The sequence below is a fragment of the Sphingopyxis sp. C-1 genome (assembly GCF_001047015.1).
In the GTDB taxonomy this organism is placed as follows: Bacteria; Pseudomonadota; Alphaproteobacteria; order Sphingomonadales; family Sphingomonadaceae; genus Sphingopyxis.
Window position 1 is genome coordinate 1,021,997 of the sequence record NZ_BBRO01000002.1, and the last position, 24,196, is coordinate 1,046,192.

A 24,196-nucleotide genomic window follows, 5' to 3' on the forward strand; every position below is an offset into this window, starting at 1 on the left:
GGCTGCACATTCCAAGTTGAAACTTGGTTCATGTTTCATTATTGGATGCGACGCGGCTTGGCAAGCACCGGCCCAAGATAAACCAAACAGGGTGGCGAGGGGTCACCCGCCACATGGGAGAGTCATATGCGTCCTTTCGCCCGCCCGCTGCGTCGTGCCATTCTTGCCACCAGCGCGCTTTCGATGATCGCCTTCGCCCCCGCCGCTTTCGCGCAGGAAGCAGGCGCGACCGACGCCAGCGACGGCGATATTGTCGTCACCGCCCGCCGCCGCGAAGAATCGCTGCTCGATGTGCCGATCGCAGTCACCGCTTATTCGGGCGCGGCGCTGGAGCAATCGGGTGCATCCGACATCACCGCCATTTCCGACACGACGCCCAACGTCACGCTGGAAAATTCGCGCGCGACCAATTCGACCCTGACCGCGTTCATCCGCGGCGTCGGTCAGCAGGATCCGGTCGGCGGGTTCGAGGCCGGCGTCGGCATCTATCTTGACGATGTGTATCTGAACCGCCCGCAGGCCGCGGTTCTCGACATTTATGATGTGGAGCGGATCGAGATTCTGCGTGGTCCGCAAGGAACGCTTTACGGCCGCAACACCATCGGCGGCGCGGTGAAATATGTCACCAAGACGCTGCCGCAGGATTTTTCGCTGAAGCTGCGCGCGACCTATGGCACCTATGATCAGGCAGAGGGTGTAATCACGGCCAGCGCGCCCATCGGGGACCTGCTCCGTGTCGGCGGATCGCTTGCACGGCTGTCGCGCGGCGGGTTCGGCAAGAATCTGACGACCGGGCTCGACAATTATAACAAGGATATCTGGGCCGGGCGGGGAACCGTCGAGTTCGGCGGCTATGGCGAACCGGTACTGATCCGGATTTCGGGCGATTACACCAAGGACAAATCGCAACCGCGCGGCGGCCATCGCCTGATCCGCAGCCTGCAGACCGGCACGCCCGTGCTCGACGATGTCTATGATACCCGCGGCGGCCTCGTCACGCCCAAACAGGATATCGAGGCTTACGGCCTCGCCATGAATGTCTCCGCCGAACTGTCGGACACGGTTACGCTGCGCAGCATCAGCGCCTGGCGCAAGGACACCAGCTTTGGCCCGATCGATTTCGACGCGCTTCCCGCTGTCGATGTCGACGTGCCCGGCATCTATAAAAATGAGCAGCTTAGCCAGGAATTCCAGATCCTCTATCAAAGCGACAGGCTGAACGGTCTGGTCGGCTTCTATTATCTCAATGCGTCGGCGATCACCAATTTCGACGTGCTGCTTTACACCACCGGCAACCTGCTCGGTTTCCCGCAATTCTCGTCTTACACCGGGGGTACTGTAAAGACCGACACATGGTCGGCGTTCGGCGATTTCACCTATGACGTCACCGATCAGTTGTCGATCTCGCTCGGCGGACGCTACACGTCGGACGTTCGCGACGCCCGCATCCTGAAGCAGCGCCGGATCCTGGGGCCGGACCCCCAGCTTGGCGGCAACGCGCCGATTGCGCTGGTCACCGATTCCAATTTCACGGGGTCGCGCAAGTTCACCAAATTCACCCCGCGCGCCTCGATCGCGTTCAAGCCGACCGACGATCATCTGATCTATGCATCCTATTCGAGCGGCTTCAAGGGCGGCGGTTTCGACCCGCGCGGCAACTCCACCGGCGCACCGGACAGCAATCGCGACGGCGTGCGCAGCTATGACGAGATATTCAATTTTCTGACCTTCGACCCCGAAACGGTCGACAGCTATGAAATCGGGTATAAGGGATCGCTGGCTGACGGCCGCCTGCGCCTTGCCGTCACCGGCTTCCGCGCCGATTACAAGGATGTGCAGATCCCGGGTTCGGTCGGTGTCGATAATAATGGCGACGGTGTGTTCGAAACCTTTGCCGGTATCACCACCAACGCCTCGAAAGCCCGTTTGCAGGGGGTCGAAGTCGAAAGCTCCGCCACGCTGGCACGCGATTTCGCCGGCGACGGATCGGCGATCAACCTGGCGGGCACGCTTGGCTATATCGATGGAAAATATCTGACGTTCATCAACAATCTGGGCGTCGATGTCGCCGATTTCCGTCGCATCCAGAATACGCCCAAATGGACGGCATCGGGCACGCTTTCGGGGCAGTTGCCGGGCTTCTCGGGCTCGATCAACGCATCAACCACCCTGTCCTATCGCAGCAAGACCACCCAGTTCGAAACCCCCAGCCCCTACCTCGATCAAAAGGGCTATGCGCTGTGGGACGCGAATCTGGTCTGGTCCTCCAGCGACGACAGCTTTTCGATCGGCCTCCACGCCAAGAATATATTGGATAAGCAGTACAAGACATCGGGCTATCAGTTCATCGCGGTCAATCCGACGACGGGCGTCCCCATATTGACGCCCGCCGGCAATGTGTCACCCAGCCTGGGGCAGGAGGGCGTGGTCACCGCCTTTTACGGCAACCCGCGGCAGGTCTTCGTGAGCGGCACGGTCAAATTCTGATTTTCGGATAAGGGGGAGAAAGGGGCGTCCATCGCGGCGCCCCTTTTTCTTGCGCACCGGTCGGCGAAACGTCCGCCATGGGGTGGTGAGCAGGGAGTGCTTCATCCTTCTTCGTCATCCCGGGCTTACCCGGGATCCCGCTTTTTGAAAGCATCGATACACTTCGCAGAATAGCGGGACCCCGGATCAAGTCCGGGGTGACGATTAGAGGGACGGCAACTTCCGGTCGTCAGCCGCCCAGCGGCGGCGCGCCGCTGGGCGAAACCATACGCTCGCCGTCGATGACGATCGGGCTCGCGACGCCGTCGATTGACGCGCCCGCGGGCCGGAAGCGCATCCGGCGCGCAATAACCTGCGGATCGGCGAACACCTGCGCCAGATCATTGATCGGCCCCGCAGGCACACCCTCGGCCTCAAGCGCAAGCGACAGCGGCTGCGCGTCCCACGCCGCAATCTTCGCCGCAAGCAGCGGGACCAGCTCGGCCCGATTCGCAAGCCGCATGGCATTGTTGGCGAAACGCGGATCGTCACCCCATTCGGGCACACCCAATACCGCGCAGAGCTTCCGATATTGCCCGTCGTTCCCGACCGCGATGACGAGCTGGCCGTCGGCGGTCGCAAAGACCTGATAGGGCACGACATTGGCGTGCGCATTGCCCATCCGCTTCGGCGCGACGCCGCTCGCAAGATAATTGGCCGCCTGATTCGCCAGCACCGCGACCTGGCTGTCGAGCAGCGCCATATCGACATGCGCACCCATATTCGTGACGTCACGACGTCGCAACGCCGCAAGGATTGCGACCGCCGAATACATGCCGGTAAAAATGTCGGCGTAAGCGATCCCCGCCTTTTGCGGCGCTCCGTCGGGTTCGCCGGTCAGCGACATAAAGCCGCTCATCGCCTGCACGATATAATCATAGCCGGCACGATGCGCATAAGGCCCGGTCTGGCCGAAGCCGGTGATCGAACAGACGACCAGCCGCGGAAAATCGGCACGCAGCCGCGCGGGATCGAGCCCATATTTGACGAGCCCGCCGACCTTGTAATTTTCGATGACGACGTCGGCGTCGGCGAGCAGCGCGCGCACTTCGGCCTGCCCCTTGGGGCTCGCGATATCGATCGCGACGCTCCGCTTGCCGCGGTTGCAGCTATGATAATAAGCCGCGCCGAGCGCTTCGCCATCCGCGCCGGTGACAAAGGGCGGCCCCCATTCGCGCGTATCATCGCCTGCGCCGGGGCGCTCGACCTTGACCACCTCGGCGCCCAGATCGGCGAGCAATTGCCCGCACCAGGGGCCCGCGAGCACCCGCGCCAGTTCGACGACGCGGATGCCCTCCAGCGGTTTAGGCAAAAGCCGAAATGCCCGTGATCGCGCGGCCAAGGATCAGCGCGTGGACGTCGTGGGTGCCCTCATAGGTGTTCACCGTTTCGAGATTCACCGCATGACGGATCACATGATAATCGGCCGAAATCCCGTTGCCGCCGTGCATGTCGCGCGCGACCCGGGCGATATCGAGCGCCTTGCCGCAATTGTTGCGTTTCAAGAAGCTGATCGCATCGGGGATGAGCCGCCCCTCGTCGATCAACCGCCCGACGCGCAGCGCTGCCTGCGTGCCAAGGGCAATTTCGGTAAGCATATTGGCGAGCTTCAACTGCACGATCTGATTCGCTGCGAGCGGACGTCCGAACTGCTTGCGCTCTCCGGTGTAGTTGCGCGCCGCTTCATAGCAGAATTCGGCGGCGCCCATCGCGCCCCAGCCAATACCGTAACGTGCGCGATTGAGGCAGCCGAACGGTCCTTTCAGCCCCGACACATGCGGCAACAGCGCATCCTCGCCGACCTCGACCGAATCCATCACGATTTCACCGGTAACCGACGCGCGCAGGCTCACCTTGCCTTCGATCTTGGGGGCTGAAAGCCCCTTCATGCCCTTTTCGAGCACAAAGCCGCGAATCGCGCCGTCATGCGCTTCCGACTTCGCCCACACGACGAACACGTCGGCGATCGGCGAGTTGGTGATCCACATTTTCGCGCCTTTGAGGCGGTATCCGCCTTCGATCTTCTCGGCGCGCGTGCGCATCCCGCCAGGGTCGCTACCCGCGTCGGGCTCGGTCAGGCCGAAACAGCCGACGAGCTCGCCCGAGGTCAGCCCGGGCAGATATTTGCGCTTCTGTTCCTCGCTGCCATAGGCGTTGATCGGGTGGATCACGAGCGAGCTTTGAACCGAACAGGCCGACCGGTAACCCGAATCGATCCGCTCGACTTCGCGGGCGATCAGCCCGTAGCTGACATAATTCAGCCCCGCGCCGCCATATTCGGGGTCGATCGTCGCGCCGAGCAGCCCGAGCGCGCCCATTTCGGACATGATCTCACGGTCGAATCGTTCGTCGAGGAACGCCGAAGTCACGCGCGGCAGCAGTGCGTCGGTCGCATAGGAGCGCGCCGTATCGCGGACCATCCGCTCCTCTTCGCTGAGCTCCGCGTCGAGCTGGAGGGGATCGAGCGGGTCGAGCGCTTCGATGCGCTGCGGATCGGCGAGGGCCATGGAACGGGCTTTCTCTCAAAAAGGCGGGCAGCCCTTTGAGAGGCTTGCGCGCTACGGGGTCGGTTCGGCCGTTTTGCGGGCCATTGCGGCAGCAGGGCTGTCGCGCGGCTCCAATATCGCCGCGGTCTCGATCAGGTCAAGCGCGCGCCGCGCTTCATGATAACGCCGCGCCTCGATCAGCCACTCGCTCGCCACTTCCGAACCCGGCATCGCCTCGACCTCGGCGATCGCAAGGTCGGCCTGTCCGGCCGTCAGATAGCGGCGCGCACGATCGAGCCGTTCGGAAGCGCGCGGCGATTGGGTTCCCGCAGCGCGCACGACGAACAGCTCGCCCAGCTCGCGGCGCAGCCCGGTCCACAGGCTGCCGTTTCCGTCGTCGCCGCGCCCGACAAGCTGCGGCGCCATCGCGTCGAGTTCGGCGCGAAGCTGTTCGAGCGTCACCGGCTCGCGCGACGTATCGATGATCGTCTTGACCGCATTCGGTTGGTCGTCGCCGAAGCGCAGCCGTAGCTGCGCGTCGAGATAGCCGAGCGAGAGCCCGCGATCGAGCGCGCGGCGCACCGCAAAAGCCACGAGCAGCCCTTCGGCGCGCGAAGCATTGCCCGATGCAGATTCGGCTTCGAGCGTGATCCGCGACAGCCGCTGTTCGAGTTCGGCGACGCGCGTCGCAAGCGCGTTGGCGCTATCGATCGGCGCCACCATGGACGGCACGGCATTGGCTGTGCCCTTTACGGCAGGTGGGCCGGTGGTTCCTGCGGGCGCCGCAATCATTTTCGCCGGCGGCGGCAGATTATTCCCCGTCAGCCAACGATTCACAGCCCACCCGCCGCCGACGATGCCGATCAGAAGCAGCAGGAAGGCACCGATAGCGATAGCGCGAAACGATAGTCCCTGTGCAGGTACCGCCTCGTCCGCCGACGAGGACGTGTCGATGCTGTCGATTGCCATGTTTCTCTTTCGAACGACCCTATTTTGCACCCTTGTGCCACAAAGCACGCGCCTGTGCCAATATTGCGACATCGTCCGGCTGTGCCGCAATGACGAGCGCGCCCCAGCCCTCACCCGCCGCCGCCGCGGCCGCGGGGCTGATTGCGGCCAGCGACAGATGTCCGCGCGCCGTGCCGACCAGATCGGAAATACGGCGTGCAGCGCGCGGCGAATGCGCGAGCAAGGTGGCCGGGGCGCCGGTCAGTTCGGCCCATCGGGCGGGCGGCGGGACCGGATCCACCGCATAGCAGGGAACCGGCACGATCGCGGCCCCCGGGGCATCGAATTCGGACCGATCGCGGCCGCAAAGCCATAATATATTTCGAATATCTCCTGACGTCATATCGTCAAGAAGCCGCCGGACGTCCGACGATCCGGTCATCGCGACGGCCAGCCCCGCGGCCTCGGCCGCGCGCGCCGTCGCCGCGCCGACGGCATGGACAGGCAGCGACGCGAGCGCGGCCAGCCCCGGACCCGCCAAACGCGCGGCAAAGGCGCTGGTCAGCAACAGCGCATCGAAATCGCCGGCCTGCGGCGGCATCCAGTCGACCGGTCGCGCGGCGAAAAGCGGCATCGCATGCGCGTCGAATCCCATCGCCCTCGCCCGCTCCACCGTCGCCGCATTGCCCGGCTCGGGCCGCGTCACGATCAGCGGCGGGCCATCGGTCATGCCGCGAACAGCCGCCGGACGCTATCGGGCGCTTCATCGAGCAACCGCTGTGCCAACCCCGCCGCGGCCGCATCATCGGCGACGATGACATGCCCCGCCGCATGATCGGCGCCATCGTCGGAGAAAATCTCGGCATCGAGGCGCAGCGCGCCGTCGTCCTGCCACCACGCATGTGCCGCGACCGGTGAGCGGCAATCGCCGCCGAGCGCCGCCAAAAACGCGCGCTCGGCTGCGACAGCAAGATGGGTCGGCGCATGATCGACCGCGGCGAGCAACGCGCGAGTATCCGCATCGTCGGCGCGGCACTCGATCCCGATCGCGCCCTGCGATGCCGCCGGAAGCAGCAGGCTCGCCTCTTGTACCGTCCCGACGTCATGCATTCCGAGGCGGTCGAGCCCCGCCGCCGCGAGCAAGGTCGCATCGGCATCGCCCGCCGCAATCTTTGCAAGCCGCGTCGCGACATTGCCGCGCAGCAGCACCGTCTCAAGGTCGGGGCGGATCCGCTTCACCTGTGCCGCACGGCGCGGGCTGCTCGTCCCCAACCGCGCCCCCGGCGGCAGTTCCGCAATTGTCGCCACGCCGATTCCCTCGCGCACCACCAGCCGGTCGCGCGGATCAGCGCGTTCGAGCATCGCGCCGAGGAAAAATCGCGCGTCGCGGATCGTTTCGACATCCTTCAGCGAGTGGACGGCGATATCGATCGTCCCCGCATCGAGCGCCGCATCGAGTTCGCGCGTCCACAGCGCCTTGCCGCCAACTTCGGCAAGCGCGCGGTCCTGGATCTTGTCCCCCGTCGCGGTCATCGGCACGATTTCGAGCGCCGTCATCTCAATGCCATGGCTGGCAATCAGCGCCGCCATCGCCATATGCGCCTGTGCCATTGCCAACGGCGACGCGCGCGTACCGATGCGCAGCGGGTTTTCGGGGGTCGGAAGTTGGTTCATGGGCTTTGCTGCTAGCGCGGCTTGCCCTGCCGATAAAGGGGCGGGTAAAGGAACGCGCAATAATATGACCCTGATCCTCGGCCTTGAATCGAGCTGCGACGAAACCGCGGCAGCGCTCGTCGACAGCGAGCGGCGCATTTTGGCGCATCGCGTCGCGGGGCAGGAGGCTGAGCACAGCCCCTATGGCGGGGTCGTTCCCGAGATCGCGGCGCGCGCGCATGTCGACCGGCTCGCGCCGATCGTCGAGGGCGTGCTCGCCGACGCGGGGCTGTCGCTCGCCGACGTCGACGCGATCGCCGCGACCGCTGGCCCCGGGCTGATCGGGGGCGTGATGGTCGGGCTCGTCACCGGCAAAGCGCTTGCGCACGCCGCGAACAAGCCGCTGATTGCGGTCAACCATCTCGAAGGCCATGCGCTCAGCCCGCGCCTTGCCGATGCAAGCCTCGAATTTCCGTACCTCTTGCTCCTCGTTTCGGGGGGCCATTGCCAGTTGCTGCTCGTGCGCGGCGTGGGCGACTATCGCCGCCTTGCGACGACGATCGACGATGCCGCAGGCGAGGCTTTCGACAAGACCGCGAAGCTGCTTGGGCTCGGCTATCCCGGCGGCCCCGCAGTCGAGCGCGTCGCAAAGGACGGCGATCCTTTTGCAGTGCCGCTGCCGCGCCCGCTCATCGGCAGCGCCGAACCGCATTTCTCTTTCGCAGGGCTCAAGAGCGCCGTCGCCCGCGCCGCCGCATCAGGCGCGCACAGCATCCCTGATCTCGCCGCTTCCTTTCAGCAGGCGGTCGTCGACTGCCTTGTTGACCGCAGTCGAATCGCGCTCGCGGCTTGCCCGGATGCGACCGCTTTCGTCGTCGCGGGCGGGGTCGCCGCCAATGGCGCGATACGCGGAGCGCTGACCGATCTTGCCGCGCGGTTCGACAAGCCTTTCGTCGCGCCGCCGCTGTGGCTCTGTACCGACAATGGCGCGATGATCGCCTGGGCGGGCGCCGAACGGTTCGCTGCGGGGCTCACCGATCCGCTCGACACCGCCGCGCGTCCACGCTGGCCGCTTGATCCAGAGGCCGAAGCGGTGCGCGGCGCGGGAGTGAAAGCATGACGTCATATCGGAATTTTGGCGTGATCGGCGGCGGCGCGTGGGGTACCGCGCTCGCGCAGCTTCTCGCCGCCGACGGCACTCCCGTGCGCCTGTGGGCACGCGAGGCGGATGTCGTCGCCGCGATCAACGCCGAACATCGCAATCCGGCCTTCCTTCCCGGTGCAGCACTCTCGTCCTCGCTGACCGCAACCGGCAATCTTACCGACATGGCCGATCTTGACGCGTTGCTCGTCGTCGTCCCCGTCCCCTTCCTGCGCGCCGTGCTCGCCGAGCTACCCGCGGGCGGAGCGCCGCTGGTCCTTTGCAGCAAGGGCATGGAGGCCGGAAGCTTCGCCTTCCCGATCGACATGGCGCGCGATCTTGCGCCGAAGCGGCCGCACGCCGTCCTTTCCGGCCCGACCTTCGCGCACGAAGTCGCCGCGGGGCTGCCGACCGCGATCACCCTCGCCGCCGCCGATGCGGGCGTCGCCGCCGACATCGCGCAGACGCTCGCGCGCCCGCATTTCCGTCCCTATGTCTCGACCGACGTCATCGGGGCCGAGATCGGCGGCGCGGTCAAGAATATCCTCGCGATCGCGTGCGGCATCGTCGACGGCGCCGGGCTCGGGCTCAACGCACGCGCGGCGCTGATCAGCCGCGGCTTTGCCGAAATGACGCGTTTCGGCCTGTCACGCGGCGCGCAAGCTGAAACGCTCGCGGGCCTCGCTGGCCTTGGCGACCTTGTCCTCACCTGCACCTCGTCCGCCTCGCGCAACTTCGCGCTCGGCCAGGGGCTCGGGCGCGGCGAAGCCGCCGACGTGCTGATGGCCGACCGCCGCACCGTTGCCGAAGGTGCCTTCAGCGCACCCGTCGTCGCCGCTGCCGCGCGCGCCGATGGCATCGACATGCCGATTACCGACACTGTCGCGCGCCTCGTAGCCGGCGAAACACGCGTCGGCGACGCCATTCAGGCTTTGCTCAGCCGACCGCTGCGACCCGAAGGGCGATGAATTGCTTCGTACAATTGCCTGCCTCCCCCGACCGCGCTAAACTGCGCAACGGGGTAAAGCAGAAGGGGCGCCAGGCTTGAGCCATACCGATAGCGCAGCCGCGCCCCGATCGCCGGACGCCCCGTCGGGAGACGCGGATACTGCCGCGTTGGCCAAGGGCGGGCGCACCAATTTCTTCGGCTTCATCCTCCGCCTCGTCGCACGCCTGCCCTTTCTCTATGTGGCGGGTCGCTGGTACGGGCCCGAAGCGGTCGGCCGCTTTGCCTTCGCCGTGCTCGTCATCGAACTCGTCGCGCAGCTCGCGACGCTGGGGCTGAAGCGCGGCCTTGCGGAACAGCTAAGCGCTCCGGGCGCCGACCAGCGCACCGTCGTTTGGGACGGCATGTTCGTTGCCTTCATCGCCTCGGCCGCCGGATCGCTGCTGCTGGTGCTATTCCCCCAGTTGATGTTCCCCTCGGGCGGCATCGACAGCGCAGATCGCTGGATGGCCTTGCTCGTCTTCGCGATCGCGGGGACGGATATCGCACTCGCCGCCTGCGCTTATAAATTCGACGTCGGCGCCACGGTGCGCGCCCGCGCGGTCGTCGAGCCGTGGGTCATCAGCATAGCCGCTGCCGGATTCTGGTTCATTTCGGCGCGCGACGGGCTGATGCTTTCCTATGGCGCCGCGATGCTCGGCGCCTTCCTGACCGCGCTGATCCCGATGCTACGCCATTATGGGGGCCCGCAGGGGTGGCAGCCGCACCCGGCGCACTTGATCGCAGTTGCGCGGCGCAACGCGCCGCTTGCCGCCGCCGACGCGATCGAATGGGGCACACGCCGCCTCGACCTGTTCATCCTCGGTCAGTTCACCTCGCCGACGATCTACGGCATCTATTATATGGCGCAGCAGGTCGCCTCGCTGCCGCAGAAGCTCAAGACCAGTTTCGAGCCGATCCTGGGCCCCGTCATAACACGCAATCTTGCCGAGAACCGGCTCGCAGCCGTCGCCGCGCAGGTCAGCCAGGTCGGATTCTGGATCATTGCAGCCCAAGCAGGAGTCGCGCTCGCGCTCGGCATCCCCGGCGAAGCGGTTATGGGCCTGGTCGGCCCCGAATTCGTCAGCGGCACGGCCGCGCTCGCCTTCCTGCTCGCTGCCGAGGTCGTCGCCGCGACCGCAGTGGTGAGCGAAGCGGCGCTCGTCTATGTCGCGCGCCATCGCAACCTCTTGATCAGCATCGCAACGCTCGCGCTGCAGGCCGGATTCAGCGTCGCGTTGATCCTGATCGCCAAATCGATGGGCCTGCCGCCGATCTATTATGCCGGAGCCGTCGCGCTCGCACTCATGCTCGCGCTCGGATTTGCGTCGCTGGTGAAGGCACGCCTGCTCGCGCGCATCCTCGGCGCGCCCGTGAACAGCCTGCGTTGGGCGCTCGTCTGGGCCACCGCGGGCGCCACTGTGCTCGGCTATGGCGCGACGCAGCTTCCCGAATGGGCCGAGCTGCTGATCGGCGTTCCCTTCATCCTCGGGGTCTATGGCTGGCTGATCTGGACACGCGGCTTCGGCCCTGCCGACCGCGAACTGTTCAGGAAACACCCCGATCCGGCGGCGTCCTCCGCCGCCTGATCGTCAGTCGACGGCTTTCTGGGCCGCATCGCCGACGTCTTCGGCAGCGTCTCCGACCTTTTGCGCCGCTTCGGCGATCGCCCCGCTCTCGGCCTTTTCGCTAGAAAGAAACTGAAAGGCGAAAAAGGCGGCGATCAGGATCGCAACGAGGAAAATCAGGCCAAGGCCCATTCCCCCGCCGCGCCGCGGTTCGCGATCGATAACCGTGGTGGTGTGCGTCGTCCCGTCGGGATCGCGCGTCGTGTGGATTTCATCGGCCATGGGAAAATCCTCCTGTGCCTGTGATGCGGCATAGGACGCTCCGTGACCGATAAAGTTCCTAGCCGAGGCGTTCGGCGACCTTGGCCTTGAGGTCGGTCTGCGCACGCGGGCCGACCTGCGCGATGATTTCGCGCGCGCATACCGCGCCCATCGTCAGACAATCCTTGATCGAACGGCCTTCGGTAAGACCCGAGAGGAACCCCGCCGCGAACAGGTCGCCAGCGCCCGTCGTGTCGACGACGGTTTCGATCGGTTCGGCGCCGACCTCGGTGCGCGTTCCGCCCTGCAACGCGATCGCGCCATGCGAACCGCGCGTGACGATCAGCAGCGGCACCTGCGGCGCGATCTTCGCAACCGCCGCTTCGAAATCGTCGGTCTCGGCGAGCGCGCAGATTTCGACCTCGTTCGCGAACAGGATGTCGAACAGCCCTTCGGCGATCAGCTTGCGGAAATCGGCGCCGTGGCGGTCGATGATGAAAGCGTCCGACAGCGTGAAGGCGACCTTGCGGCCCCCCGCGCGCGACACGTCGATTGCACGCCGCATCGCCGCGCGCGACAGTTCGGGATCCCACAGATAGCCTTCGAGATACAGAATCTCGCTATCGGCGATCCAAGCCTCGTCGATCATGCGTTGTTCGAGAAGGTGGCTGGCGCCGAGGAAGGTGTTCATCGTGCGCTGCCCGTCGGGGGTGACGAGGATCAGGCAGCGCGCGGTCGGCGCGCCTTCGCTGAGCGGCGGGGTTTCATAAGCGACGCCGAGCGCGCGCAGATCGTGGGTGAAGACATGGCCAAGCTGGTCGTCGGCGACCTGCCCGATGAAGGCGCAGCGTTCGCCGAGCGCCGCCATGCCCGCAAGCGTATTCGCGGCGCTGCCGCCCGAAACCTCGACCGCCGGGCCCATCGCCGCGTACAGCCGCTCAGCCTCTTCACCGTCGATCAGCCGCATCGATCCCTTGGTCAGCCCCTCGGACTCGATCAGCGCGTCGTCGGCGCGGGCAAGAACGTCGACGATCGCATTGCCGATGGCGACAACGTCGAAACGGGCGGTGGAGGCCATGAAAAATCCAGTGCTATATGGGAAAAGCTGCGCGCGCCTTTAGGGGCGACGGCGCGTCAACGCAAGCGCGGGTGCTTGACGCAGCGCGCCGCGCCGCTCATCCACCGGTGATGGCCCGCGCCGTCCACGCTTTCCTGCTCGCGCTCAAAGACCTGCCCCAGCCGCGCGTGCTCCGCGTCCTAGCGCAGAGCCTGGCGCTCACCCTGCTCCTCCTCGCCGTTTCGGGCGCGGCGCTTTTCCTCGGCACGCGCTGGGCGCTCGCCCACTGGAAATGGCTCGACGAGGCACAGCTCGACATGGCGGGGGTCCTGATCGTTCTCCTCATCATCGCGGGAAGCTGGCTGCTGTTTCGCGCGGTCGCTATCGTGGTCGTCGGCCTGTTCGCCGATGCGATCGTCGCCGATGTCGAGGGGCGCCATTATCCCGCCGCCGCCCGTCGCGCCGTCGATGTCGGCTGGCGCCAGAATATCGGCCTCGCGCTCGCATCGCTCGGCCGGCTGATCGGCGGCAACCTGCTCGCGCTGCCAGTCTATATCCTGCTGCTCGTCACGGGCATCGGCACGCCGATCTTTGCCCTGCTCGTCAACGCCCTGCTCCTCGGCCGCGATCTCGAGGCGATGGTGCTCGCGCGCCACCCCGGCCATGCGCGCTTTGACCGGCCGGCGCGCTGGTCGCTCGGCCTGCTGTCCGCCGCAAGCTTCGTGGTACCCGTCGCCAATCTGTTGGCGCCGATTCTCGGCGCCGCTATGGCCGTCCATATGTTGCATCTCGGCAAGGGGGACCAGAATTGACGATCGAAAAACGCCGCCTGGCCGCCATCGCCGGCCCCTCGCTGCTTCTAACTTTGACGCTGGGCGCCTGCGCCGGCTCCGCGATTCCGCGCGCGACACCCCCGCCCCGGACGACTGCGCCGCCGCCAACTACCGTCGTGAAACCGGTGCAGAACAATGCGTTGATCGGAAACAGCGCCGACGCGATCGGCCGCATGTTCGGCAAGCCGCGGCTCGACATCTCCGAGGGCGCCGGCCGCAAGCTGCAGTTCGCCGGATCGAACTGTATCCTCGATATCTATTTTTACGCGCCGCGCGCGGGCGCCAATCCCGTCGCAACGCATGTCGACGCGCGCACTCCGGATGGCCGCAATGCCGAGGTCAACAGCTGCGCGCAGGCCCTGCAGCGCTAAGCGACGTCACGACGTCAGTTCGGCAAGGGCCCATAATGCCGCGTCGGCGACCATAGGCGATTCGTCCATCGCCAGCCGCTCGAGCGCCGGCACGAAGCGCGCATCGCCGCTGTTTCCCGCCGCGATCGCAGCGTTGCGTACCATCCGCCCGCGCCCGATCCGCTTGATCGGCGACCCCGCAAACACCTGCCGGAAATCGGCATCGTCGAGCGCGAGCAGGTCCCCGATCGACGGCGCCACCAGCTCGGCGCGCGGCAGGAAGGCGCGGTGCGTGTGCGCGGTGTCGGCAAACTTGTTCCACGGGCACGCCGCAAGGCAATCGTCGCAGCCATAGATCCGGTTGCCGATCCCGCGCCGCAACGCGACCGGAATCGGACCATTATGTTCGATCGTAAGGTACGAGATACAGCGCCGCGCATCGAGCCGATATGGCGCCGGAAATGCCTGCGTCGGGCAGGCGTCCTGACATGCCGCGCAGCTTCCGCACGTATCGCGCCCGGGCGTTGACGACGTAAGCTCCAACGTCGTGTAGATCGCCCCCAGAAACAGCCAGCTGCCATGGTCGCGGCTGACGAGGTTGGTGTGCTTGCCCTGCCAGCCGAGCCCGGCGGCCGCTGATAGAGGCTTTTCCATCACCGGCGCGGTGTCGACGAACACTTTGACCTCGGCATCCTTGACCTCGGCAACGAGCCAGCGTGCGACAGCCTTCAGCGCCTTTTTGACGATGTCATGATAATCGCCGCCCTGCGCATAGACCGAAATGCGCCCGCGTGTCGGATGCTCGGCGAGCGCCAGCGGGTCGAGCGCGGGGGCATAGCTCATGCCCAAAGCAATCACCGACCGGACCTCGGGCCATAGCCCCTTGGGCGATCCGCGCTGCTCGGCGCGGCTTTCCATCCAGATCATGTCGCCGTGGCGCCCCTCGGCGAGCCACTGGTTCAACCGCGCCGCCGTTTGTGGTGCCGCGTCGGCACGCGCGATTCCGAACGCCGCGAATCCATGCTCGCGCGCGACCGCTTCGAGGCGTTGTTCCAGGGAAGGCAAGGCTTCGGCAACCATTGGCGCTCTATACGCGAGCCGCCTCGCCGTGCCATAGTCCGGTGAGCGAATGATCGGGGACCGAAATTTGAACGATTTCAGCGTCGAGGCGAATGGCCTCACCAAATATTTCGGCAATTACAAGGCGGTCGATCATGTCAGCCTCGCGGTGCCGACGGGCAGCATTTACGGCGTACTCGGCCCCAATGGCGCCGGCAAGACGACGAGCCTGCGCATGACGCTCGGCATTATCGACCCCGACGAGGGCGCAAGCCAGCTCTTCGGCGGACACAAGCCGCAAAGCGTGCGCAATCGTATCGGCTATCTTCCCGAGGAGCGCGGGCTCTATCCCGGGATGAAAGCGCGCGAGGCGATCGCCTTCATGGGCGCGCTGCGCGGGCTCGACTGGGCCGAGGGCCGCCGCCGCGCGGAACGCTTCATGACCGAACTCGGGCTCGAACGCGTCGTCGATACCAAGATCCGCAAGATGTCGAAGGGCATGGCGCAGATGATCCAACTCATCGGCTCGATCGTCCACTCCCCCGACCTCATCGTTCTCGACGAACCTTTCTCGGGGCTCGATCCCGTAAATCAGGAGCGACTCGAAATGCTCGTGCGGCGCGAACGCGACCGCGGCGCGACGATCCTATTTTCGACGCATGTCATGGCGCACGCCGAGCGGCTCTGCGACCGCATCGCAATCATCGCGCGGTCGGCGCGCCGGTTCGAAGGCACGGTCGACGACGCGCGCGCGCTGCTGCCGATGCAGGTGCGCTACACCCCGCGCACGGCGAGCGATCACGCCACGGTCGCTGCGAACCTGCCCACAGGAGCCGAGCTGCGCGGCGATGCCTGGCATTTTGCGATCGGGGACAGCGACGTCGAGCCGTTGCTCGCGCGCATCACCGCGAGCGGCCTTGGCGTCATCGGCCTGTCGATCAGCCGTCCCGCGCTGCACGATGCCTTTGTCCATATCGTCCGGCAGGTCGATGCGGGGTTCGATGCCGATGCGACCGAGGACGCCGTCGAGGAGGCAAGCGCATGACCCCCTTTATCCGCAGCATGTTCGTTGTTGCGCGGCGCGACTTTCTCGCGATCGTTGCGACCCCGACCTTTCTCCTGTTCCTGCTTGCGCCGCTGTTCATGGTCGCGATGGGCCTCGCCGGCGGTGTCGGCGCGTCACAGCTTGCCGACAGCGCGCGCGGTGCTGGCCGAATCGTCGTCGTCGCAGACCCTGCGGACATCGAAGCGTTACGCGCCGCCGACATGCGCCTTCGCGCTGCGATGGCGCGCGAACCCGCGACGCTCGATATCCGGATCGCGGGGCCCGCGAATGCCGATCCCGTCGCGATCGCGCGCGAAAAAGGCAGCGACACCTACGCCGTCATGAGCGGCCCGCTCACCGCCCCCCGCATCGTCGAACGCGAACGGGGCAGCAGCGCGGGCCGCTATCTCGGTCTGCTCGCGGGCGATGTACAGCGCGCGCGCGCCGCCGGCCCGCTCCCATCGATCACCCCCGATTTCGAAGCGCTGTCCAGCGGCGGCGCGAGCATTGCGGTGCAACAGTCGATCGGGTTCGGCGCAGTGTTCGTCATCTTCCTCCTGACCCTGCTCCTGGCGGGCCAGACGGTGAGTTCGCTCGCCGAGGAAAAGGGCAACAAGGTCATCGAGATTCTCGCCGCCGCGGTCCCGCTCGAAAGCGTTTTTCTCGGTAAGCTGCTCGGCATGCTTGGCGTCGCCGTGCTGTTCATCGCCTTCTGGATGGTCGTCGCGATGGGCGGCGGGCTGGTCGCTGCGACACAGGTCGATCCCGCTGCCATCGCCGCCGCGGGCAAGGCCGGCAAGGCGGCGACCGCGCTCGCCGCGATGCCCGCGACCGGCTGGCCCTTTTTCCTCGGTATCGGCTTTGCCTATTTCATCCTGTCCTTCCTCCTCCTCGGCGCGGTCTTCCTCGGTGTCGGCGCACAGGCGGGGTCGGTGCGCGAAATCCAGATGCTCAGCCTGCCGATCACCATCTTTCAGGTCGGCATGTTCAGCCTCTCGGCAGGCGCGGCGAGCGCGCCGGGCAGCGGGCTTGCACATTTCGCGCAGATATTTCCCTTCTCCTCCCCGCTCGCGATGGCGGCCCGCGCCGCAACCGACGATGCGCGAGCCGTCCACCTGCTCGCGCTCGGCTGGCAGGCGATCTGGGTTGCGCTCGTCATATGGCTTTCGGTCCGCCTCTTCCGCGCCGGCGTGCTGAGCAGCGGCAGCGGCTGGAAATTCTGGAAGAAGAGAAAGACCGCCTGAGCCGGCGGGTTCGACGGAGTCGCCAACCCGTCCGTTACCGCCATCCGGACTTGATCCGAGGGCTCGCTCGATACCGAATCCGGAAACTGCGTCAAAAGAAGCGGGATTCCGGATCAAGTCCGGGATGTCGACGCGGCGTAATCTTCCCACCCCAAAGCCCCCCTCCCCATCGTTGACAAAGCTGTAAATAGTGGCATTCTGCAACTCAATTGGCCGCGGACAAGACGGCCGTGAGAGGAGCACCCCATGGCCACCCAGATCCGCGTCGAACCCGAAATCAACCCGCTGGACGTCAGCCGCGCCGAGCTGTGGCGCAAGGATGTCTGGCAGGAACCGATGCGCCAGTTGCGGGCCGAATCGCCGATCTATTATTGCGAGGATTCGAAGTTCGGTCCCTATTGGTCGGTGACGACCTACAAGCCGATCCAGCATATCGAAGCGCTGCCGAAAATCTTCTCTTCCTCATGGGAATATGGCGGCATCACCGTCGCCGGCGACGGGGTCGAATATCTCAAAGAGGGCGAGATCCCGATGCCGATGTTCATCGCGATGGATCCGCCGCAACATACTGCGCAGCGCCGCACTGTCGCGCCCGCTTTTGGTCCGTCGGAGATCGAGCGCATGCGCGCCGACACCGTCGCGCGTACCGCGGCGTTGATCGATACGCTGCCGGTCGGTCAGCCCTTTGACTGGGTCGAGAAACTCTCGATCGAGCTGACGACCGACATGCTCGCGATCCTGTTCGATTTCCCCTGGGCCGATCGCCACAACCTCACCCGTTGGTCCGACGCGCTCGGCGACATCGAATCTTTCGACACGGCCGAACTACGGCATGCGCGCACCGCGACGGCGTTCGAAATGGGTGCGGCGTTCAAGGAATTATGGGATCACAAGGCGAAGAATCCCGGCAAGCACGACCTCATCTCGATCATGCTTCAGTCCGACGCGATGAACCATATGAGCGAGCATGAGTTCATGGGGAATCTGATTCTGCTCATCGTCGGCGGCAACGACACGACGCGCAATTCGATGTCGGCCTATGCCTATGGCCTTCACTGTTTTCCCGAAGAGCGCGCAAAGCTTGAAGCAAATCACGATCCCGACCTCGCAGTCAACGCGATGCACGAGATCATCCGCTGGCAGACGCCGCTGGCGCACATGCGCCGCACCGCGATGGAAGATACCGAACTGTTCGGTCACCAGATCAAGAAGCGCGACAAGCTGGCCCTGTGGTACGCCTCGGCGAACCGGGACGAGGAGATTTTCCCCGACGGCGACCGGATCATCGTCGACCGCGAAAATGCCCGTCGTCACCTGGCCTTCGGTTATGGCATCCATCGCTGCGTCGGCGCGCGCGTCGCCGAGTTGCAGCTCACGACGCTGATCTCCGAAATGCAGAAGCGCCGTCTGCGCGTGAACGTCCTCTCCGAACCCGAGCGCGTCAACGCCAGCTTCGTCCACGGCTATCGCCACATGCAGGTCGAACTCGAAAGATATTGACGCGTGATGTAACCGGTCGCGATCGGCGCGCGTATTTCGGGTAAGGAGTCCCGATATGATCGAACGCCGTACCATCTTGTCCGGTCTCGCGCTCGGCGGCGCGGTGATCGCCGCGCCGATGCTGTTCGCCAGGCCCGGCGCGCGCCCGAAAGGTCAGGCCGGCTGGCAGCTTTCCGACGCCGAATGGAAACAACGCCTGTCCCCGCTTCAGTATCGCGTGCTACGTGAGGCGGCGACCGAGCGCGCCTTTACCAGCCCGCTCGACAAGGAAAAGCGCGCCGGCACCTTCGACTGCGCGGGCTGCGCGCTGCCGCTCTATTCGAGCAAGACCAAGTTCGACAGCGGCACCGGCTGGCCCAGCTTCTGGGCCCCCCTCAAGGGCGCAATCGGCACTGCGACCGATCGCGAACTCGGCTACCCGCGCACCGAAGTGCATTGCCGGCGCTGCGGCGGGCACCTCGGTCATATGTTCGACGATGGGCCGAAGCCCACGGGCAAGCGATATTGCATGAACGGCGCGGCATTGCGCTTCCGCCCCGCCTGAGACCGCCTTACCGGGGCTTCACCCGCCACACCGACAGGCCTGCGCGCGACGCGATCGGCACGGCCTCGAGCCATGCCGGCGGTTTTCCGGCATAAAGCTGCGCCGCGAGCGCATCCTTGCGGGCGCCCCGATATCGGGTGAAATCATTCGCCGTCCGGCAATAGACGATCAGCGTCGCCTGCTGCTTGTGCACGAGCGCTTCCGCCTTCGCCGGATCGTCCGCAAAAATGCGGATTGTGTCGGCCATCGCCTCTTTGTTGCGGTGGTGCGGCGTCGCGACAAGGCTGTGACGCGTCCAGAAAATCACCGGAGCGCCAAGATCGATCGGGGTCAGGATCGTCGTCGTCGGCAGCCCCGCCAAATCGGCGATGGCAGCGGGATCGAGGCAGTTGGCCATATAGGGATTTGCGAGCGCAGCGTCCGCCTCGGCCTTTTTGTCCTCAGCTTTCAGCGACGGGACGAGCGGACCGAGCACCGCTGCGACCGCGATGCTGCCGAGCAGCGGCAACGTCAGCACCGCGGCGACCGACGCCAGAACGCGTGGCACCGTCGATGTGATCGTCCGCGCCCGGACCCATGCACGCACGCCGAGCCAGGCGCAGCCGGGCAAGGCGAAAAGATGCGCGGTCGATGCGCTGCGCAGAACCAACAGCGACAGCGCGGCCGCACCGATCAGCGCGACGATGATCGTCGCCCAGTTTCTGCGGTCGGCCGCGAGGGTGCAGCTCCGCCACGCAAGCAGCGATCCCGCAAGGCCGATCACCGAGGGGACCAGCACATGGATCACATCATGCGCGCGCGACATCCACAAGGGCTGGCCTTCAAGGACATTGCGATACCAATATTTCACGACGATCGGATCGAGCGCGGCGAACGGTCCGTTCGCGCATTGCGGTTCGGTCCACACCAGCGCGACCGCCGCCGAAGCGCCCGCAACGCCGAGCAGCAGGAAGCGGATCGATGCCCGGGCCGGGTTGATCCGGGCCGCGGAAAAGGTCACCGCCGCCGCGGCGGCGAAGGCTGCCATATAGGGCGCCGAAAGCGAATCGCACCATGTGCCCGAAAGGCCGACCGGACCGCGCGTCGCGAACTGTAACAGCAACGCTCCGGCTGCCAGTGATCCCATATAGCCACACAGCCGCGCGCGATCTTCAGCGCCTCCGCCCAGTGCCCAGCGCAGCGCGGCAAGCCCCGCGAACAGTGCGACGATCGGCAATCCTTCGATCGACACCGCTAGCAACGCCGCTGCAAAAATGCCCCCGAGCACGCCCGCCTGCCAGGTCGCGGGGCGCAGCGCCTGCGCCATAATCAGCATCGCGAAGAAAATCTGCCAGCCGTGATGGTCGACCCGAAGCGGACGAAACTGCACCAGTATATAGCCCGACATGATCAGGAAGAGCGGCGCGGCATAGGCGATCCGCCGGTCGGAGAGATTGCGATAACCGAGGACGCAAGCGACGCTGAGCGCCGCGCCGAGCAGCGGGGGCCATAGGGTCATCACGATCCGTTCGGCCATCGCCTGTCCGAACAGCGGCTTCAGCAGCAGGATGCCGGCCGCCAGCGGCGCGTCGACGATACGCGACCAGTGCATCAGCACCCCGCCGCCTGCCGGATTGACGCGATATTGCGACAGGTCCCACCAGCTTTGCCCGGCGAGCAGGTCGCGGACCTGCGCCATGCGCATGGCATCGTCGGTGTCGGACAGATCGAGCGCGCCGATGCCGTGCCATTTCGCGATGATCGCGACGAGGCTCATCAGCCCCCAGATGATCAGCGCGATACGGACCGGCGTGAACCATGGGCCGAGCATGATCCCATCAGACGACGGCGCCCGAGCCGGCGGCGCGCCCGCGGCAAGCGCGCGCGCGTCGCTCATGCTGCGGCGGTCCGGAACACGATATGACGGCGCAGCAAATATGTGGTCTGGAAGCTGACGGCGATCGCGGCGAGCTTCGCGAGCCGAGGATCAAGGCCGAGCGCACTGCCGCCACCGACGATCGCGGTGGTGACCGTAAGCCCGACGAGCGCCGATCCGACAAACAGCAGCTTCTGGCGATGCCGCTCGCCCGTACCGCGCGCCGCGGCGCCGTCGGCAAAGACGAGCCGGCTCGACACCATCCAATGCACCAAGATCCCGGCGCAATAGCCCGTCGCCGACGCCATCACCGGCGACATACCGGCGTCGAGCAACAACAGGAACAGCCCCGCGTCGCTGCCGAGCGCAAGCCCGCTGGCGAGCAGATAGTTCAGCCAGCGAATTTCGCCGCGCCGCACCGACGCGACCAATTTTGTCACAGGCAGCATGCCGATCCCCCGGCCCGGCCCTACGCGGCTTTCGCCACGCGCGCCGGCACTTCGCGAACCGAGGCCAGTGCCGCCTGTTCGCCCTCGGTGCCGCTCTCATGATATTCGGCATCCTCGTTAACGCCCCAGATATCATAGAGTTTTTCGCCAGCGACGATGTTGCGCACCGTCAGCATCGCGGTCATCATCGCGTGATCCTGATTATTATAGCGGTGCATTCCGTTGCGCCCGACCATGTGCAGCGTCGGATAGCGCGCCTCGAGTTCGCTGCGCATCGTCTCGACATGCGCGGCATAATCATCGTCGTAAACCGGATAGGCCTTTTCTTGCCGGACGACGGCGCCGCCGACGACATCTTCGGGGTCGCAAAGGCCCAGAACTTCCATTTCCTTGGTTGCCAGCGCGATCAGTTTCTCGTCGCTCGACGCCCAGAGTCCGTCGCCCTCGAAACAGAAATATTCGAGCCCGACGCACGCCAGTTCGGGGTCGGGCACCATTTCGGGCGACCAGCTTCGGAAATTCTGCACCCGTCCGACCCGCACTTTGCTGTCGTGGATATAGATCCAATTGTCGGGGAACAGGTCTTCGGAGCGTATCTTGAGCGCAACGGTCAGGAAGTCGCGATATTTGAGGTTCGGCGCGGCATTCAGCGCGCACGCGGGCAGCGGATGGATGCGTGCCGCCAGTTCGCGCATCGGCGCCGAACTGATGACATGCGCGGCGTCGATCACGATATCGCCGTCGGGACCGGTCGCGGTCATCCGCCAGCGCCCTGTCTTCTGGTCCTGCGTCAGCTGCTTGAAGCTATGGCCCATCAGCACATGGTTGCCACCCGCGACGACCTTGTCGCGCGCGGCTTCCCACATCATGCCGGGGCCGAGCCGCGGGTAGCGAAAGGTTTCGAGCAACGTCTTCGTCGCCATTCCATCGTTCGGCTTCTTGTTGAGCCCGAGGCTGCGCTTCAGGCCGTCGATCACCGCGCCGCCGAGCGACAAGCCCTTGATACGCTGCGCCGCCCAGTCGGCCGACATTTCGTCGCACGGCATGCCCCACACCTTCTCGGTATAGGTTTTGAAAAAGATCGAATAGAGCTTCCGCCCGAACTGGTTGATCGTCCAGTCCTCGAAACTGCGGACCGCCTTGTTCGGGAACAGTTTGGCCTGCGCATAGCTCACCATGCACAGCGTCGAGCGAAAGATGCCGAGGTTCCACAGCGCCTCGAACGCGCGCAGCGGATAGGAATAGAATTTGCCCTCGTAATAGATGCGGCTCATCCGCGGGCGTTCGATGAAATCATGCGGAAGAATCTCGTTCCACAGGTCGACGACTTCGCGGCTCTTCGAAAAAAAGCGGTGTCCCCCGATGTCGAAGCGAAAGCCCTCATGCTCGACCGTGCGGCTGATCCCGCCGACATAGACCGGGTCCTTTTCGATTACCGTCACATGGTAACCCTGCTGTGTCAGCTGATAGGCGGCGGTAAGCCCCGCCGGCCCCGCGCCGATGATAGCAACGTCGACGCCCGTCGGACGGCTTTTCGAACCAAAGGCTTCGGACATTTTCGATTGTTCCCCACAGGCAAATTCTTGCTCGCTACCCCTGTGGCCAATCATGGATAAAAAGTGGTTAACATCGGGCCTCGATTCTCGCGAAAACGCGGCTTCAAACCTTGGGCTTCGGGCGCTGTTGCGGTAAACTGGCGACAGCCAGGAGGCGCGATATGGCAGGCGGTTTGGCAATCGTATTGAGCGGAGGCGGCGCAAAGGGCGCGTTTCAGGTCGGCGTCGTCCACGAACTCGTCGTCAATCGCGGGGTCCGGCTCGACATCGTCGCGGGCGTGTCGACCGGCGCGATTCAGGCGCTCGGCGTAGCGCAGGATGATATCCCCGCCCTGCTCGACACATGGCTTGCCATTCGTGGCAACAGCTCAATCTACAAATCGCGCCCGCTCGGCGTCGTCGGCGGGCTGCTCGGCGAAGATGCGCTTTACGACACCGCGCCGCTCAAACGGCTGCTCAAGGGCTTCGCGAACGACGCAAAACTCCGCGCGAGCGGGCGCAAGCTGCTCCTTGGTGTAGTCAACTTGTGCACCGGCACCTATCGCACGATCGACGAGAGTGTGCCCGGTATCCACAATTGGGTCTATGCAAGCTGCGCGATGCCGCTCTTCTTCGATCCGCTAAAGACGCGGGCAAGCGACGGAACGGAGGAGCAATGGGTCGACGGCGGCGTCCGCGATGTGACGCCCCTCAGCTCGGCGCTGGAAATGAATCCGCGCGGTGTGATCGCGGTCCGCGCCTCTCCCGCGCCGCGCCCCGGACCCGTGCGCACCTTTCCCAACCTCATCAAGATCGGGCTGCGCGCGGTCGACATATTGCAATCGGAGGTGTCGGCGAACGACCTCGCCGGCGCCGCGCTGATCAACGACCTGATCGCGGCGCGCGAGGGCCAGCTCCGCGCGCTCCAGAACGAAGGCATCGGCGGCGCGCAGGCCGCGCGCATCCTCCGCCCGCTCGACGTCCAGATCGCGCGCTACCGTTTCGCGCCGATCCGCATCATCGAACCCGAGGAAGAGGTCGCCGAAACGCTCGAATTCAACCCGGCAAAGATCCGCGCCGCAATCGACGCCGGCCGCCGCGCCGTCGACCGCGAATGGGACGCGCTGGAACCGTTGCTGAGCTGAATGGATCAAACA

The 24,196-nt window shown here is 65.4% G+C and carries 22 protein-coding genes; 11 read left to right on the forward strand and 11 right to left on the reverse strand.

The window, feature by feature from the left end:
* Positions 1–126 precede the first annotated feature (126 nt).
* Positions 127–2,487, forward strand: coding sequence for a TonB-dependent receptor domain-containing protein (locus SC1_RS19510; protein WP_062186181.1), 2,361 nt, complete (start codon positions 127–129; stop codon positions 2,485–2,487).
* A gap of 229 nt (positions 2,488–2,716) precedes the next feature.
* Here the strand turns inward: SC1_RS19510 and SC1_RS19515 are convergent, their stop codons facing one another.
* The 5 genes from SC1_RS19515 to hemC are packed head-to-tail and all read right to left on the reverse strand — an operon-like array spanning position 2,717 to position 7,634.
* Positions 2,717–3,838, reverse strand: a complete 1,122-nt coding sequence (locus SC1_RS19515) for a CaiB/BaiF CoA-transferase family protein (protein WP_062186182.1) — start codon at positions 3,836–3,838, stop codon at positions 2,717–2,719.
* Positions 3,831–5,033, reverse strand: a complete 1,203-nt coding sequence (locus tag SC1_RS19520) for an acyl-CoA dehydrogenase (RefSeq protein ID WP_062186185.1) — start codon at positions 5,031–5,033, stop codon at positions 3,831–3,833. The genes SC1_RS19515 and SC1_RS19520 overlap by 8 nt, the downstream gene beginning before the upstream one ends.
* A gap of 51 nt (positions 5,034–5,084) precedes the next feature.
* Positions 5,085–5,981, reverse strand: coding sequence for a mitofilin family membrane protein (locus tag SC1_RS19525; protein ID WP_062186187.1), 897 nt, complete (start codon positions 5,979–5,981; stop codon positions 5,085–5,087).
* Between the two features lie 19 nt (positions 5,982–6,000).
* Positions 6,001–6,690: a uroporphyrinogen-III synthase gene (locus tag SC1_RS19530; RefSeq protein ID WP_062186189.1), complete on the reverse strand. Its 690-nt coding sequence runs from the start codon at positions 6,688–6,690 to the stop codon at positions 6,001–6,003.
* Complete coding sequence (gene hemC / locus SC1_RS19535) at positions 6,687–7,634, reverse strand: hydroxymethylbilane synthase (protein WP_062186190.1); 948 nt, start codon at positions 7,632–7,634, stop codon at positions 6,687–6,689. The genes SC1_RS19530 and hemC overlap by 4 nt, the downstream gene beginning before the upstream one ends.
* 64 nt (positions 7,635–7,698) lie before the next feature.
* On the opposite strand from hemC, the gene tsaD reads away from it, so the two are divergent.
* From tsaD to SC1_RS19550, 3 genes are all read left to right on the forward strand, one after another.
* Positions 7,699–8,733: a tRNA (adenosine(37)-N6)-threonylcarbamoyltransferase complex transferase subunit TsaD gene (gene tsaD / locus SC1_RS19540; RefSeq protein WP_062186192.1), complete on the forward strand. Its 1,035-nt coding sequence runs from the start codon at positions 7,699–7,701 to the stop codon at positions 8,731–8,733.
* On the forward strand, positions 8,730–9,722 hold the full coding sequence (locus tag SC1_RS19545; RefSeq protein WP_062186194.1) for an NAD(P)H-dependent glycerol-3-phosphate dehydrogenase: 993 nt from the start codon (positions 8,730–8,732) through the stop codon (positions 9,720–9,722). The genes tsaD and SC1_RS19545 overlap by 4 nt, the downstream gene beginning before the upstream one ends.
* Before the next feature lie 76 nt (positions 9,723–9,798).
* Positions 9,799–11,328 carry a lipopolysaccharide biosynthesis protein gene (locus tag SC1_RS19550; RefSeq protein ID WP_062186196.1) on the forward strand — a complete coding sequence of 510 codons (1,530 nt, stop codon included), beginning with the start codon at positions 9,799–9,801 and terminating at the stop codon, positions 11,326–11,328.
* Positions 11,329–11,331: 3 nt separating this feature from the next.
* On the opposite strand, the gene SC1_RS19555 is transcribed toward SC1_RS19550, so the two are convergent.
* Positions 11,332–11,589 (reverse strand): hypothetical protein, encoded by a 258-nt coding sequence (locus SC1_RS19555; protein WP_062186197.1) that lies wholly within the window; start codon positions 11,587–11,589, stop codon positions 11,332–11,334.
* A gap of 58 nt (positions 11,590–11,647) precedes the next feature.
* Positions 11,648–12,646 carry an adenosine kinase gene (locus tag SC1_RS19560; RefSeq protein ID WP_062186199.1) on the reverse strand — a complete coding sequence of 333 codons (999 nt, stop codon included), beginning with the start codon at positions 12,644–12,646 and terminating at the stop codon, positions 11,648–11,650.
* Between the two features lie 110 nt (positions 12,647–12,756).
* Here SC1_RS19560 and SC1_RS19565 point away from each other — a divergent pair, with 110 nt between their 5' ends.
* The gene (locus SC1_RS19565; protein ID WP_062187025.1) at positions 12,757–13,437 is read left to right on the forward strand and encodes an EI24 domain-containing protein; all 681 of its coding nucleotides are present in this window, start codon (positions 12,757–12,759) and stop codon (positions 13,435–13,437) included.
* Positions 13,434–13,829, forward strand: coding sequence for a hypothetical protein (locus SC1_RS19570; protein WP_238586787.1), 396 nt, complete (start codon positions 13,434–13,436; stop codon positions 13,827–13,829). Before SC1_RS19565 ends, SC1_RS19570 begins: the two co-directional genes overlap by 4 nt.
* A 6-nt stretch (positions 13,830–13,835) precedes the next feature.
* On the opposite strand, the gene queG is transcribed toward SC1_RS19570, so the two are convergent.
* Positions 13,836–14,888 (reverse strand): tRNA epoxyqueuosine(34) reductase QueG, encoded by a 1,053-nt coding sequence (gene queG, locus SC1_RS19575; RefSeq protein WP_062186201.1) that lies wholly within the window; start codon positions 14,886–14,888, stop codon positions 13,836–13,838.
* 49 nt (positions 14,889–14,937) lie between these two features.
* On the opposite strand from queG, the gene SC1_RS19580 reads away from it, so the two are divergent.
* From SC1_RS19580 to msrB, 4 genes are all read left to right on the forward strand, one after another.
* Positions 14,938–15,912, forward strand: a complete 975-nt coding sequence (locus SC1_RS19580) for an ABC transporter ATP-binding protein (protein WP_062186203.1) — start codon at positions 14,938–14,940, stop codon at positions 15,910–15,912.
* Positions 15,909–17,156: an ABC transporter permease gene (locus tag SC1_RS19585; protein ID WP_062186205.1), complete on the forward strand. Its 1,248-nt coding sequence runs from the start codon at positions 15,909–15,911 to the stop codon at positions 17,154–17,156. Before SC1_RS19580 ends, SC1_RS19585 begins: the two co-directional genes overlap by 4 nt.
* Before the next feature lie 246 nt (positions 17,157–17,402).
* Positions 17,403–18,656 (forward strand): cytochrome P450, encoded by a 1,254-nt coding sequence (locus tag SC1_RS19590; protein ID WP_062186207.1) that lies wholly within the window; start codon positions 17,403–17,405, stop codon positions 18,654–18,656.
* A gap of 55 nt (positions 18,657–18,711) precedes the next feature.
* Entirely contained in the window at positions 18,712–19,200 is a 489-nt protein-coding gene (gene msrB, locus SC1_RS19595) for a peptide-methionine (R)-S-oxide reductase MsrB (protein ID WP_062186209.1), read from the forward strand.
* A gap of 7 nt (positions 19,201–19,207) precedes the next feature.
* On the opposite strand, the gene SC1_RS19600 is transcribed toward msrB, so the two are convergent.
* From SC1_RS19600 to SC1_RS19610, 3 genes are read right to left on the reverse strand one after another with little or no spacing between them, the layout of a single operon-like run.
* Entirely contained in the window at positions 19,208–21,076 is a 1,869-nt protein-coding gene (locus tag SC1_RS19600) for a hypothetical protein (protein WP_062186211.1), read from the reverse strand.
* The gene (locus SC1_RS19605) at positions 21,073–21,504 is read right to left on the reverse strand and encodes a GtrA family protein (protein WP_062186213.1); all 432 of its coding nucleotides are present in this window, start codon (positions 21,502–21,504) and stop codon (positions 21,073–21,075) included. Before SC1_RS19605 ends, SC1_RS19600 begins: the two co-directional genes overlap by 4 nt.
* A 20-nt stretch (positions 21,505–21,524) precedes the next feature.
* Complete coding sequence (locus tag SC1_RS19610) at positions 21,525–23,060, reverse strand: NAD(P)/FAD-dependent oxidoreductase (protein ID WP_062186215.1); 1,536 nt, start codon at positions 23,058–23,060, stop codon at positions 21,525–21,527.
* A gap of 161 nt (positions 23,061–23,221) precedes the next feature.
* Here SC1_RS19610 and SC1_RS19615 point away from each other — a divergent pair, with 161 nt between their 5' ends.
* Entirely contained in the window at positions 23,222–24,184 is a 963-nt protein-coding gene (locus SC1_RS19615) for a patatin-like phospholipase family protein (protein ID WP_083436009.1), read from the forward strand.
* Positions 24,185–24,196: the final 12 nt, after the last annotated feature.